General features: G+C 73.2%; 10 protein-coding genes. 7 read left to right on the forward strand and 3 right to left on the reverse strand.

The annotated features are described in order from the left end of the window. The first annotated feature begins 137 nt into the window (after nt 1–137). From pheS to OG276_RS30730, 4 genes are all read left to right on the forward strand, one after another. The gene (gene pheS / locus OG276_RS30715; RefSeq protein WP_266910213.1) at nt 138–1,265 is read left to right on the forward strand and encodes a phenylalanine--tRNA ligase subunit alpha; all 1,128 of its coding nucleotides are present in this window, start codon (nt 138–140) and stop codon (nt 1,263–1,265) included. Then, on the forward strand, nt 1,265–3,793 hold the full coding sequence (gene pheT, locus OG276_RS30720; protein WP_266910215.1) for a phenylalanine--tRNA ligase subunit beta: 2,529 nt from the start codon (nt 1,265–1,267) through the stop codon (nt 3,791–3,793). Before pheS ends, pheT begins: the two co-directional genes overlap by 1 nt. A 583-nt stretch (nt 3,794–4,376) precedes the next feature. Further along, nucleotides 4,377–5,714: a transcriptional regulator gene (locus OG276_RS30725; protein ID WP_266910217.1), complete on the forward strand. Its 1,338-nt coding sequence runs from the start codon at nt 4,377–4,379 to the stop codon at nt 5,712–5,714. A 100-nt stretch (nt 5,715–5,814) separates the two neighbouring features. Further along, nucleotides 5,815–6,345 (forward strand): NUDIX hydrolase, encoded by a 531-nt coding sequence (locus OG276_RS30730; protein ID WP_266910219.1) that lies wholly within the window; start codon nt 5,815–5,817, stop codon nt 6,343–6,345. A gap of 43 nt (nt 6,346–6,388) precedes the next feature. Here the strand turns inward: OG276_RS30730 and OG276_RS30735 are convergent, their stop codons facing one another. Then, nucleotides 6,389–7,285 (reverse strand): 3-hydroxybutyryl-CoA dehydrogenase, encoded by an 897-nt coding sequence (locus tag OG276_RS30735; RefSeq protein ID WP_266910221.1) that lies wholly within the window; start codon nt 7,283–7,285, stop codon nt 6,389–6,391. Nucleotides 7,286–7,436: 151 nt separating this feature from the next. Between OG276_RS30735 and OG276_RS30740 the strand changes: the two genes are divergently transcribed. Next, nucleotides 7,437–8,726, forward strand: coding sequence for a glycoside hydrolase family 10 protein (locus OG276_RS30740; RefSeq protein WP_266910223.1), 1,290 nt, complete (start codon nt 7,437–7,439; stop codon nt 8,724–8,726). A 36-nt stretch (nt 8,727–8,762) separates the two neighbouring features. Here OG276_RS30740 and OG276_RS30745 read toward each other — a convergent pair whose 3' ends face one another. Both OG276_RS30745 and OG276_RS30750 read right to left on the reverse strand, forming a co-directional pair. Further along, nucleotides 8,763–8,960 (reverse strand): DUF1918 domain-containing protein, encoded by a 198-nt coding sequence (locus tag OG276_RS30745; protein WP_266910225.1) that lies wholly within the window; start codon nt 8,958–8,960, stop codon nt 8,763–8,765. Nucleotides 8,961–9,009: 49 nt separating this feature from the next. Further along, nucleotides 9,010–9,951, reverse strand: coding sequence for a DMT family transporter (locus tag OG276_RS30750; protein WP_266910227.1), 942 nt, complete (start codon nt 9,949–9,951; stop codon nt 9,010–9,012). Between OG276_RS30750 and OG276_RS30755 the strand changes: the two genes are divergently transcribed. Both OG276_RS30755 and OG276_RS30760 read left to right on the forward strand, forming a co-directional pair. Then, nucleotides 9,950–11,383 (forward strand): PLP-dependent aminotransferase family protein, encoded by a 1,434-nt coding sequence (locus tag OG276_RS30755; protein WP_266910229.1) that lies wholly within the window; start codon nt 9,950–9,952, stop codon nt 11,381–11,383. The two genes, OG276_RS30750 and OG276_RS30755, sit on opposite strands and share 2 nt — an antisense overlap. Before the next feature lie 31 nt (nt 11,384–11,414). Beyond that, nucleotides 11,415–11,990, forward strand: a complete 576-nt coding sequence (locus OG276_RS30760; protein ID WP_266910231.1) for a histidine phosphatase family protein — start codon at nt 11,415–11,417, stop codon at nt 11,988–11,990. Nucleotides 11,991–12,158: the final 168 nt, after the last annotated feature.

Here is a 12,158-nt window from a genome sequence, read left to right on the forward strand (position 1 = left end):
CGCCAGGCGGCCCACGGGCTCCTTCACCCCCAGCGACCTTTAGACTCGACCTTTGGCACCTTTGTGTCCTTGTGCCGAGCGCGTCCTGCGCGTCGCGCGGGGGACCCACCAGCCAGCCATCGGAAGTACGGGAAGAGATGTCGGCACCGAACAAGTCGTACGACCCTGTCGAGGTCGAGGCACTGAAACCGGAAGAGATCGAGCGCATGCGGGACGAGGCGCTCGCCGCCTTCGCCGCCGCCGGCGACCTCGACGAACTTCGGGAGGCGAAGACCGCGCACATGGGCGACCGCTCGCCCCTGGCGCTCGCCAACCGAGAGATCGGCGCGCTGCCCCCGCAGGCCAAGGCCACCGCGGGCAAGCTCGTGGGTCAGGCCCGGGGCGCCGTGAACAAGGCCTTCGGGGCCCGCACGGTCGCGCTCGAAGCCGAGCGCGACGAGCGGGTGCTGGTCGAGGAGGCGGTGGACGTCACGCTGCCCCACGACCGCGTGCCCGCCGGCGCCCGGCACCCCCTGACCACGCTGATGGACCGCATCGCGGACATCTTCGTGGCCATGGGGTACGAGGTCGCGGAGGGCCCCGAGGTCGAGGCGGAGTGGTTCAACTTCGACGCCCTCAACTTCACGCCCGACCACCCCGCGCGCCAGATGCAGGACACCTTCTTCGTCCGGGGGCCGGAAGGCACCGAGGGCGACGAGTCGGGCGTCGTGCTGCGCACCCACACCTCCCCGGTGCAGGCGCGCTCGCTGCTGGAGCGCAAGCCCCCCGTCTACATCGTGTGCCCGGGGCGGGTGTACCGCACCGACGAGCTCGACGCGACGCACACCCCGGTCTTCCACCAGGTCGAGCTGCTCGCCGTGGACGAGGGCCTGACCATGGCGGACCTCAAGGGCACCATGGACCACATGGTCCAGGAGCTGTTCGGCGAGGGCACCACCACGCGCCTGCGCCCGCACTTCTTCCCCTTCACCGAGCCGTCCGCCGAGATGGACATGCAGTGCTACGTGTGCCGCGGTGCGTCGGTGGGCAACCCCGACCGCCCGTGCCGCACCTGCTCCAGCGAGGGCTGGATCGAGCTCGGCGGCTGCGGCATGGTCAACCCGAAGGTGCTCATCGCCTGCGGTGTGGACCCGGAGAAGTACAGCGGGTTCGCCTTCGGCTTCGGCATCGAGCGGATGCTGATGTTCCGCCACAACGTAGAAGACATGCGAGACATGGTCGAGGGTGACATCCGTTTCACCCGGCCGTTCGGGATGGAGATCTGATGCGGGTCCCGCTTTCTTGGCTGCGGGAGTACGTCGACCTCCCCGCGGGTGAAACCGGTCGCGACGTGGCCCACAAGCTCGTCGACGCCGGCCTCGAGGTCGAAACCGTGGAGCAGCTCGGCGGCGGGCTCAAGGGCCCGCTCGTCGTCGGCCAGGTGCTGACCATCGAGGAGCTCGAAGGCTTCCGCAAGCCGATCCGCTTCTGCACGGTGGACGTCGGCCAGGCCAACGGAACCGGCCTGCCGCAGGAGATCGTCTGCGGCGCCCGGAACTTCTCCGTCGGCGACAAGGTCGTCGTGGTCCTGCCGGGCGCGGTCCTGCCCGGCGACTTCGCGATCGCCGCGCGCGAGACGTACGGCCGCACCTCGCACGGCATGATCTGCTCCGGCGACGAGCTGGGCATGGGCGACGACGGCACGCACGGCATCATCGTGCTGCCGCACGAGCACGAGGTCGGCACCGACGCGATCAAGCTCCTGGAGCTGGTCGACGAGGTCCTCGACATCGACATCACCCCGGACCGCGGCTACTGCATGTCCATGCGCGGTGTGGCCCGCGAGGCCGCCACCGCGTACGGCCTGCCGCTGCGCGACCCGGCGCTGCTCGACGTGCCCGCGCCGAACTCGTACGGCTACGCCGTCAAGATCGACGACCCGCGGGGCTGCGACCGCTTCACCGCGCGCACGGTGACCGGCCTCGACCCCGAGGCGCGCTCCCCGATCTGGCTCACGCGCCGCCTCCAGAAGGCGGGCATGCGCCCGATCTCGCTCGCCGTGGACATCACCAACTACGTGATGCTGGAACTCGGCCAGCCGCTGCACGCCTACGACCGCTCGCGGATCGACGGCGCCATCGGCGTCCGCCGGGCCGAGCAGGGCGAGAAGTTCACCACCCTGGACGGGGTCAAGCGCACGCTCGACTCCGAGGACCTGGTGATCACCGACAACAGCGGCCCGATCGGGCTCGCCGGTGTCATGGGCGGCGCCAACACCGAGATCGCCGACTCCGTCACCGACCCCGAGACGGGCGCCGTCACCGGCACCACCGAGGTCGTCGTGGAGGCCGCGCACTTCGACTCCGTGTCGATCTCGCGCACCGCCCGCCGCCTCAAGCTGTCCTCCGAGGCGTCCAAGCGCTTCGAGCGCGGCGTCGACCCGCAGGCCGCCGCCGCTGCCGCGCAGCGCACCGTCGACCTGCTCGTGCTGCTGGCGGGCGGCACCGCCGAGGCCGGCGTCACCGAGCTCACCGCCCCGGGCGCCCCGCGCACCATCGCGATGAGCGCGGACCACCCCGACAAGGTCGCGGGCATGCAGTACGGCCGGGAGACCGTCGTACGCCGCCTGCAGGAGGTCGGCTGCGACGTCTACGGCCAGGACGAGCTCGTCGTCACGGCGCCCTCGTGGCGGCCCGACCTCGCCGAGCCCAACGACCTCGCCGAGGAAGTCATCCGGCTGGAGGGCTACGGGAACCTTCCCTCCACCCTCCCGCAGGTGCCCTCCGGCCGCGGTCTGACCGCCCGGCAGCAGCTGCACCGCCGGGTGGGCCGCGCGCTGGCCGGCGCGGGCTACGTCGAGGCGCTCAGCTACCCGTTCCTGGGCGAGGGCGTCTTCGACCAGCTCCAGCTGCCCGCGCACGACGCCTCCCGCCAGGTCGTCAAGCTGGTCAACCCGATCTCCGACGAGGAGCCGGCGCTGCGCACCACGCTGCTGCCGGGTCTGCTCGGCGCGCTGCGCCGCAACGACAGCCGGGGCAGCCACGACCTCGCCCTCTTCGAGACCGGCTCGGTCTTCCGGGCCGCCGCGCAGCCGGGCGTCGCCGTACGCCTCGGCGTCGACCGGCGTCCCACCGACGAGGAGATCGCCACCCTGAACGCGGCCCTGCCCGCGCAGCCGCGCTACGCCGCGGTCGTGCTGGCCGGGGCCCGCGAGCAGGCCGGCTGGTGGGGCAAGGGCCGTCCGGCCGACTGGGCCGACGCGGTCCAGGCGGCGCGCTCGCTGGCCGTCGAGGCCGGTGCGGAGCTCGTCGTGCGCCAGGGCCAGTACGGTCCCTGGCACCCGGGCCGCTGCGCCGAGCTGCTCGTCACCCTGGACGGGGTGGAGACGGTCATCGGGCACGCCGGTGAGCTGCACCCGCGCGTGGTCAAGGCGATGGGTCTGCCGGCCCGCACCAGCGCCATGGAGCTCGACCTGGACCGCCTCGCGGCGGCCGGCGGCGAGGCCCTCCAGGCTCCCCGGATCTCCTCCTTCCCGGTGGCGACCCAGGACGTCGCGCTGATCGTGGACGCGTCGGTGCCGGCATCCGCCGTCGAGGACGCGCTGCACAAGGGCGCCGGTGAACTGCTGGAGTCCCTGCGGCTGTTCGACGTGTTCGAGGGCGAGCAGGTGGGCGAGGGCAAGAAGTCCCTCGCGTACGCGCTGCGCTTCCGCGCGACCGACCGGACGCTGACCGCCGAGGAGTCCACGGCGGCCCGCGACGCGGCGGTCGCCCTGGCGGGCGAGCGCACGGGCGCGGTACTGCGCGGCGCGTAGCCGCTGCCGCTTGCTGTGCCGAGGGGGTGCATCCCGGTTCCGGGGTGTGCCCCCTCAGTCGTTCCCGGCTGCGCGGGGTGGCGGGGCGGCCCTGCGGGGCTGGTCCCCTACCCACCCTTCGCCCGTTCCCCGGGCTCCGCCCGGACCCGGTCCTCAAACGCCGGACGGGCTGGAAAAATCCAGCCTCGCCGGCGTTTGAGGCGCGGGGTCTGGGGACGGGGCCGCGGGCGTCCGCGCCGGTGGCGGGACCACGCGGGCCGGGCCCGGTGGGTGGGCCCGGCCCGCGTTCGGTCCGGCTCGGCCGGGGCCCGGCGACCAACCAGGACCCGGCGGAGCCGAAGCGCGCCGCCCGCCTGCCGTGGAGTGTCGGGCAGACAACAGGACGGGCGGCGCGGTTGACGGGTCGTCGCACTGTACGAGGGGGAGCCGACGACCCGAGCTACCTCTTGGCGAGGCCCTTAAGTGAAGCGCTCGGACGGGCCCGCGCGGCAGGGTGCGTATCGCATTTATGCGCGTACGGCGTTCACACCCCGTGTGAACCCCGCACCCACTAGCCTGGTTGCCACGAGCCCTTGGAGCGGCCATGCAGCCCAATGCACTGCTCGACGCCCTCCTCGCCGAGGCGGGAATGTCCCACGCCGGACTCGCCGCGTACGTGAACCAGGCGGGCCGCTCCCGCGGACTCGCCCTGCGCTACGAACACACCGCCGTGGCCCGGTGGTTGAAGGGTCAGCGTCCGCGCGGTCAGGTCCCGGACCTGATCTGCGAGGTGATCGGGGGCCGGCTGCGGCGGCCGCTCTCCCTGGACGACGTGGGCTTCGGCGTGCCCGGGCAGTCCGCAGATCTCCACGGGTCCGCGCTCAGCGGCTTCGTCGACCGGGCCGCCGCCCTGTGGCGCTCCGACGGCAACGGCCGCCAGCCCCTCGACGCCGGCGCCCTCACCGGTACTCCCGCGGTGATGCCCGTGTGGGAGTGGGAGAACCCGCCCGAGGACGCCGACGTGTCCCGCGAGGGACCGACCCGGGTCGGCCCCGAGCACGTGGAGATCCTGAAGGCCGCCCGCGCGCACTACGAGCTGATGTACCGCCGGGCCGGCGGCGTGGCCACCCGCGACCGGGTGGTCCGCTTCCTCGGTACCGAGACCGCCCCGATGCTGCGCGGCAGTTACTCCGACGGGCTGGGCCGCAGCCTGCACCGGGCCGGTGGTTCCCTGGTGGCGGTGGCGGGGATCTGCGCGTACGACTCGGACGCGCACGGGCTGGCCCAGCGCTACTTCCACCAGGCGCTGAGGCTGGCCAAGGCCAGCGGGGACCGGGGGCTCGGGGCCTATGTGATCGCGCTCATCGTCAACCAGTCCCTGCATCTACGGGAGTTCCGCCAGGCCGTGGCCTTCGCCGAGGCCGCCCTGCGCGCGGCCGGCCGGCACACCACCCCGGCCCTGGCCGCGGACCTGTACGCCATGCAGGCCAAGGCGTACGCCCAACTCGGCGATACAGGAGCCGCGTTGGCCTGCATCCGCAAGGCCGAGGCGGCGGCGGAGCGGATCCGCCCCGGCACGGAGCCGGACGAGACGGGGTACGTACAGCCCGGGCTGGTCAACGTACAGGTGGCGGAGGCGCTGCTGGGTCTGGGTGATCTGCGGGCGGCCCGGGAGCAGGCCTCGGCGGCCGTCGGCACTCCCGCGCACGACCGGGGCCGGGTGCACCGGCTCGCGATGCTGTGCGAGATCCAGCTGCGCCAGGGCGAGGCCGATCAGGCGATGGCCTCGGCGGCCGAAATGGCCGAGCGGGCCAAGGGGATGGAGTCCCTGCGCCTGCGCGACCGGCTGCGCGCGGTCCGGGAGCAGCTGCTGACCAGCGGTTGTTCGGGGGCCGAGGACGCGGCCGAGCTCATCGACGGGGCGCTTCGCGTTCCGCTGTGACATCCCCGCGGCGTTCTCTGCGCCGCCCTTTGCGCGTTCCCCTGGGCAGGGGTGAACTGCTGCCATGTTGCCACCTACTCGATCGGAAGGTGGCAGAACCGTGCAGTGGATGAACTTGAGTGAGCAAACCGTGTACACGAACCGCTGGTTCGATGTGAATCTCGCCGATGTGGAGCTTCCCGACGGCCGGCACCTGGACCACTTCGTCATCAGGCTGCGCCCGGTCGCCATCGCCACGGCCGTCAACGAGGCGGGCGAGGTGCTGCTGCTGTGGCGCCACCGCTTCATCACCGACAGCTGGGGCTGGGAACTGCCCGCCGGGGTCGTCGAGGACGGGGAGTCCATCGAGCGGGCGGCCGCCCGGGAGATGGAGGAGGAGTCGGGCTGGCGGCCCGGCCCCCTCCACCACCTGATGACCGTCGAGCCGTCCAACGGGCTGACCGACGCCCGCCACCACCTCTACTGGGCGGACGGGGCCACGTACACGGGCCATCCCGAGGACGACTTCGAGTCCTCGCGCCGCGAGTGGGTACCGCTCAAGCTGGTCCCCGACATGATCGCGCGCGGCGAGATCCCGGCCGCCAACATGGCGGCCGGGCTTTTGCTGCTGCACCACCTGCGGCTCGGCTGAGCCGCAGGCGGTCGCCCGAGGCCGGCCGCAGGGGCCGTACGGCTCAGCTGTACGGGTAGAAGCCCGAGCCGGTCTTGCGGCCGAGGCGGCCGGCGTCGACCATGCGCTGGAGCAGCGGGGGAGCCGCGTACAGGGGCTCCTTGAACTCCGCGTACATCGAGTCGGCCACCGAGGCCACCGTGTCCAGACCGATGAGGTCCGCGAGCTTCAGCGGGCCCATCGGATGGGCGCAGCCCAGCTCCATGCCGTTGTCGATGTCCTCGCGACTCGCGATGCCCGACTCGAACATCCGGATCGCGGACAGCAGGTACGGGATGAGGAGCGCGTTGACCACGAAGCCGGAGCGGTCCTGGGCGCGGATGGCGTGCTTGCCCAGCGCGCCCCCGACCAGGGCCTCGGCGCGCTTGATGGTCTCGTCGCTCGTCGTCAGCGCAGGGATCAGCTCGACGAGCTGCTGCACCGGGGCCGGGTTGAAGAAGTGGATGCCGATGACCTGGTCGGGACGCGAGGTCGCGACGGCCAGCTTGACCAGCGGGATCGAGGAGGTGTTGGAGGCGAGGATCGCGTCCGGGCGGGTGACCACCTGGTCGAGGACCTGGAAGATCTCCGTCTTGACCTGCTCGTTCTCGACGACCGCCTCGATCACGAGGTCGCGGTCGGCGAACTCGCCGAGATCGGTGGTGAACGACAGGCGGGCCAGGGTCTCGTCCCGCTCCTCCTCGCTGATCTTGCCGCGTTCGGCGGCCCGGGTCAGGGAGGTGTGCAGCCGGGTCCGCCCGAGTTCGAGGGCCTCGCCGGTGGTTTCGGCGACCATCACCTCGAGCCCGCTCCGGGCGAACACCTCCGCGATGCCCGCGCCCATCTGGCCACAGCCCACTACGCCGACGCGTGCGATGTCGTCTGGGAGGTCCGTCACATCGTGCCTTTCGCTGCTCTCCATCGCGGGTCCCCCGTACTCGTGCAGTGGTAACTGCGTTCCGGCGCCCGCCACGCCCCCCGACGTTACCCCCGTCGTTGCCCGGCGTGTCGGGCCGGGGCGGGCATGCTGGGCGGACACGAGGCAATGTCACGCAGTGGAACGGAGTCGTCACATGGCGTCCATCGGGAGGCGGTCCACCGGGAGGCGGCCCATCGGGAGGCGGGGAGTGCTGGCCGCGGCGGCGGGGGTGCTGGCGGCGGTGGCGGCGGCCCCCGCGCGGGCGGTCGGGCCGTCGCAGGAGGGCGGGGGGAGGCGGGGGCGCGGAGCGGGCGAGCCCGAGTTCCGTGGGATGTGGGTCGCCTCCGTGCAGAACGTGGACTGGCCCTCGCAGAGCGGGCTTTCCGCGCGGGAGCAGCGCGCCGAGCTGCTGGCCCTCCTCGACACCGCCGTCGCCCGCCGCCTCAACGCGGTGATCCTCCAGGTCCGGCCGACCGCCGACGCGATGTGGCCCTCGGCGCGCGAGCCCTGGTCGCAGTGGCTGACCGGCGAGCAGGGAGTCGATCCCGGCTGGGACCCGCTCGGCACGGCCGTCGCCGAAGCGCACGCCCGGGGGCTGGAACTGCACGCCTGGTTCAACCCGTACCGGGTCGCCAACCACACCGACCGGAGCCTGCTCGCAGCCGGGCACCCGGCCCGCCGCAACCGGACCTGGACCGTGCCCTACGGCGGCAAGCTGTACTACAATCCGGGGCTGCCGGAAGTGCGCCGCTTCGTGCAGGACGCGATGCTCGACGCCGTCGCCCGCTACCCCCTCGACGGGGTGCACTGGGACGACTACTTCTACCCGTACCCCGTCGAGGGCCGCGATTTCGACGACGACGCCGCCTACGAGCAGTACGGCCGTGCCTTCGCGACCCGCGGGGCCTGGCGCCGCCACAACACCGACACCCTGGTCCGCGAGATGTCCGAGCGGCTGCGGGCACTGCGCCCCGCGACGCGCTTCGGCATCAGCCCCTTCGCCGTCTGGCGCAACTCCGACCGCGATCCGCTCGGTTCGCCGACGCAGGCGGGCGTCGCCACGTACGACGATCTCTACGCGGACACCCGCAAGTGGGTGCGCGAGGGCTGGATCGACTACATCGTGCCGCAGGCGTACTGGCAGATCGGTCACCCGGCCGCCGACTACGCCGCCATCGTCCCGTGGTGGGCGAAGACCGTCGCCGGCACCCGCGTCCAGCTCTACGTGGGGGAGGCGCTGTACCGCTGCGACGCGGAGAGCTCTACCGCGGCCTGGCGCGATCCGCGCGAGCTGTCCCGGCACCTGCGGTTCGCCGCCGGATACCCCGAGGTCCGCGGCCACGTCTACTTCTCGGCGAAGCAGGTGGTCGCGGACCCCAACGGGGCGATGGCCAGGGTGGTCGCCGACCACTATCCGACGGCGGTGGCCGTGCCACCGCGCTGACCCGGCCGTCTGACGACGGGTTCTAGGGGCAGCCCGTCATTGGTCGTGGTCGGCGGGGTGCTTCACGATGCAGTCGGGGCCGGGGGACATGACGGCCTCGTGTCCGTCCGTGAAGCGGACGCGGTAGGGAGGGGTGCCGTTCTCTCCCAGGACCTGGGTGATCTCACCGACCTTGTCGTGCTGGCCCACGATCCTGCCGTGCTGAACCAGCTGGTCGCCCTCGGTCGCGCGCATGCTGACCTCCTCGGTGGCGGTCCGATCCGGTGCTAGCAGTTTAGGTCGTTCAGCCCCTTTTTGACCCATCGGGCCGCTGCGTCACCGCGATGCAGACGAGCACCGCGCAGGCGGCGACGGGCGCGGCCGGGGACAGGTGTTCGCCGAGCAGCAGCACCGACCACATGAGGGTCAGCAGCGGCTGTGCGAGCTGGAGCTGGCTCGCGCGGGCCGCGCCGATCTCGGCCATGCCCCGGTACCAGACGTAGAGGCCGAGGAAGGCGGAGCCGACCGCCACCCAGACGAGCCCGGCCACCCCGCGGCCGGTCAACTCGACCGGTTCGTACGCGAGCCCGAGCGCGGAGCCGACGACGCCGATGGGCAGGCACAGCACCAGCGCCCAGGCGATGACCTGCCAGCCGGGCAGCAGCCGGGCCAGGCGCCCGCCCTCGGTGTACCCGGCCGCGCACACCAGCAGGGCGGCGAAGAGGAGGGCGTCGCCGGCCGAGAGGGCGCCGCCGCTCTGGGCCACGGTGAAGCCGAGGACGATGACCGCGCCGGCGACGGCCGCGGCCCAGAAGCGGCGCGAGGGCCGGGCTCCGGTGCGCAGCGAGGAGACGATCGCGGTGGTGAGCGGCAGCAGGCCGACCACCACGGCGGCGTGCGAGGTGGTGGAGGTCTGCAGGGCGAGGGTGGTGAGCAGGGGGAATCCGACGACCACACCGCCCGCGACGACGGCCAGTCCCGCCCAGTGGGCGCGGGCCGGCACCGGGACCCGCAGGGCCAGCAGGAAGGCGCCGGCCGTCAGGCCCGCGAGGAGACAGCGCAGGCCGAAGAGGGACCACGGGCCGAAGCTCTCCAGGCCCCAGGCGGTGCCGGGGAAGGTCAGCGAGAAGGCGACGACTCCGGCCGCTGCGAGGGTGGTGCCCCCGAGGGCGGGCCGGGGCCGACGTGCTGCCGTACCTCGAACTGCTATCGCGTTGGGGAGAGTAGCGCTATTCTGTGCTGTCATGTACGAGCGTAGCAGTGTGGCGGAATTGGCGGAATCCCTTCGAGGCGAGCTGGACCGCTACTCGATAGGTGGAAAGCTGCCGTCGAGCCGAGCCCTGGTCGAGCAGTACCGGGTCAGTCCCGTCACCGTCTCCCGGGCCCTCGCCCAGCTCGCCGCCGAAGGCCTGGTGGTCACCCGTCCCGGAGCCGGGGTCTACCGCGCGCAGCCCCGTACGCACACCCAGGAGCCCGGCGACACCTCCTGGCAGGCCGTCGCCCTGAGCGCCGAGGACTCCGGCGAGGTGGTCCCGCGCTCCGTGGACGCCTCCGGGGTGCTCGTCACCCTGGCCGCCCCGCCCGCCGGGGTCATCCCGCTGCACAGCGGCTACCTGCACGAGACGCTCCAGCCCGAGCGGGCCATGGCGGCGGCCCTCGCCCGGGCCGGCCGGCGGCCCGGAGTGTGGGGGCGGCCGCCCGTGGAAGGCCTGGCCGAGCTGCGGGACTGGTTCGCCCGCGAGATCGGCGGGGCCGTCGCGGCCGGGGACGTGCTGGTGACCGCGGGCGGCCAGAGCGCGCTCGCCACCGCGCTGCGGGCGCTCGCCCCGCCGGGGGCGCCGATCCTCGTCGAATCCCCGACCTACCCGGGACTGCTGGCCATCGCAAGGGCCGGTGGGTGCCGGCCGGTGCCCGTCCCGGTGGACGCGGACGGGGTCCGGCCGGAGCTGCTGGCCGCCGCCTTCGAAGCGACCGGGGCGCGGGTGTTCGTATGCCAGCCGTTGTTCCAGAACCCGACCGGTGCCGTGCTGTCCGCCGAGCGGCGGGGAGAGGTGCTGCGGATCGCGCGCGCCGCCGGGGCCTTCGTGCTGGAGGACGACTACGCGCGGTCCCTGGCCCACGAGGACCTGGGCCCGCTGCCCGCACCGCTCGCCGCCGAGGACCCGGACGGGGTGGTCGTCCACGTGCGGTCGCTGACCAAGGTCACCTCGCCCAGCCTGCGGGTGGGGGCCCTCGCGGCCAGGGGCCCGGTCTTCGACCGGCTGCGCGCCATCCAGGTCGTGGACACCTTCTTCGTGCCCCGGCCGCTCCAGGAGACCGCCCTCGAACTGGTCGGCGCACCCGCCTGGCCGCGCCACCTCAAGGCCGTGGCCACCGAGCTGCGCCACCGCCGGGACGTCCTCACGGGGGCGCTGCGGCGGGAGCTGCCGGAGCTGGAGGTGCCCCATCCGCCACGCGGCGGCTACCAGTTGTGGGCGCGGCCCCGCGGGGGCGGCGACGACGCGGCCTTCGTGGCGGCCGCCCTGCGGGCCGGGGTCGCGGTCGCGCCGGGACGGCCGTACTTCTGTGCGGAGCCGCCCGGTCCGTTCGTCCGGCTGAGCTTCGCCGGGGTGTCCGGCGCAGGCGAACTGACCGAGGCCGTCCGGCGGCTGCGATCCGGGCTTCGTCTCGACGCTTGACCCCGTGCGACCCGGGGATCACCATCGCCGCATGCATGTTCGGGTTTCGCTAGTCGCAGCAGCCCGTGGTACCTCGCTGCTCGCCGAGCGCTTCGACGACGACCGTCCCCTCGACGTGGACGGCTGGCGCGCGGTGGAGTCCGCCGCGCGCGGGCTCGTACCGCTGGGCTCGGCCGAGCTCCGCTACTGTTCGCCGACCTCGCGCAGCCGGGCCACCGGGACCGCCCTCGGCTACGCCCCGATGGCGCAACCCGCCCTGCGGGAGTGCGACATGGGCCGCTGGCGCGGGCTCACCCTGGCCGAGGTGGCGGCCCGGGACCCCGCGGCCGTGGACCTCTGGCTCACCGATCCGCACGCCGCCCCGCACGGCGGGGAATCGCTGCTCGCCTTCATCGCCCGGATCGGCGGCTGGCTCGACACCCGGCCGGCCGACGACGGGGGAGCGATCGTGGCGGTGGCGGAGCCGTCGGTGGTCCGGGCAGCCCTCGTGTACGCACTGAACGCGCCGCCGCTGACGTACTGGAACGTGGACGTCCGCCCCTTGTCCACGCTCACCCTCGCCGGCGGACCGCGGCGCTGGCACCTCTCCCTCCAGGCGCCCGTGTGAACCGTCTGAATCGCCCGAACCGCCCGCACCGGCTAAATCGGTTGAGGCGCAGGTGGGGCGTGCCTAGCCTGCGGGCATGGACGACATCACAGACATAGACGGCGCGGGCGTGGGCGGTACGGACCCGGGCGATGCGGGCGTCCGGATCACCACGCTCGCGGAGCGGCC

This window comes from Streptomyces sp. NBC_00086 (genome assembly GCF_026343255.1).
In the GTDB taxonomy this organism is placed as follows: domain Bacteria; phylum Actinomycetota; class Actinomycetes; order Streptomycetales; family Streptomycetaceae; genus Streptomyces.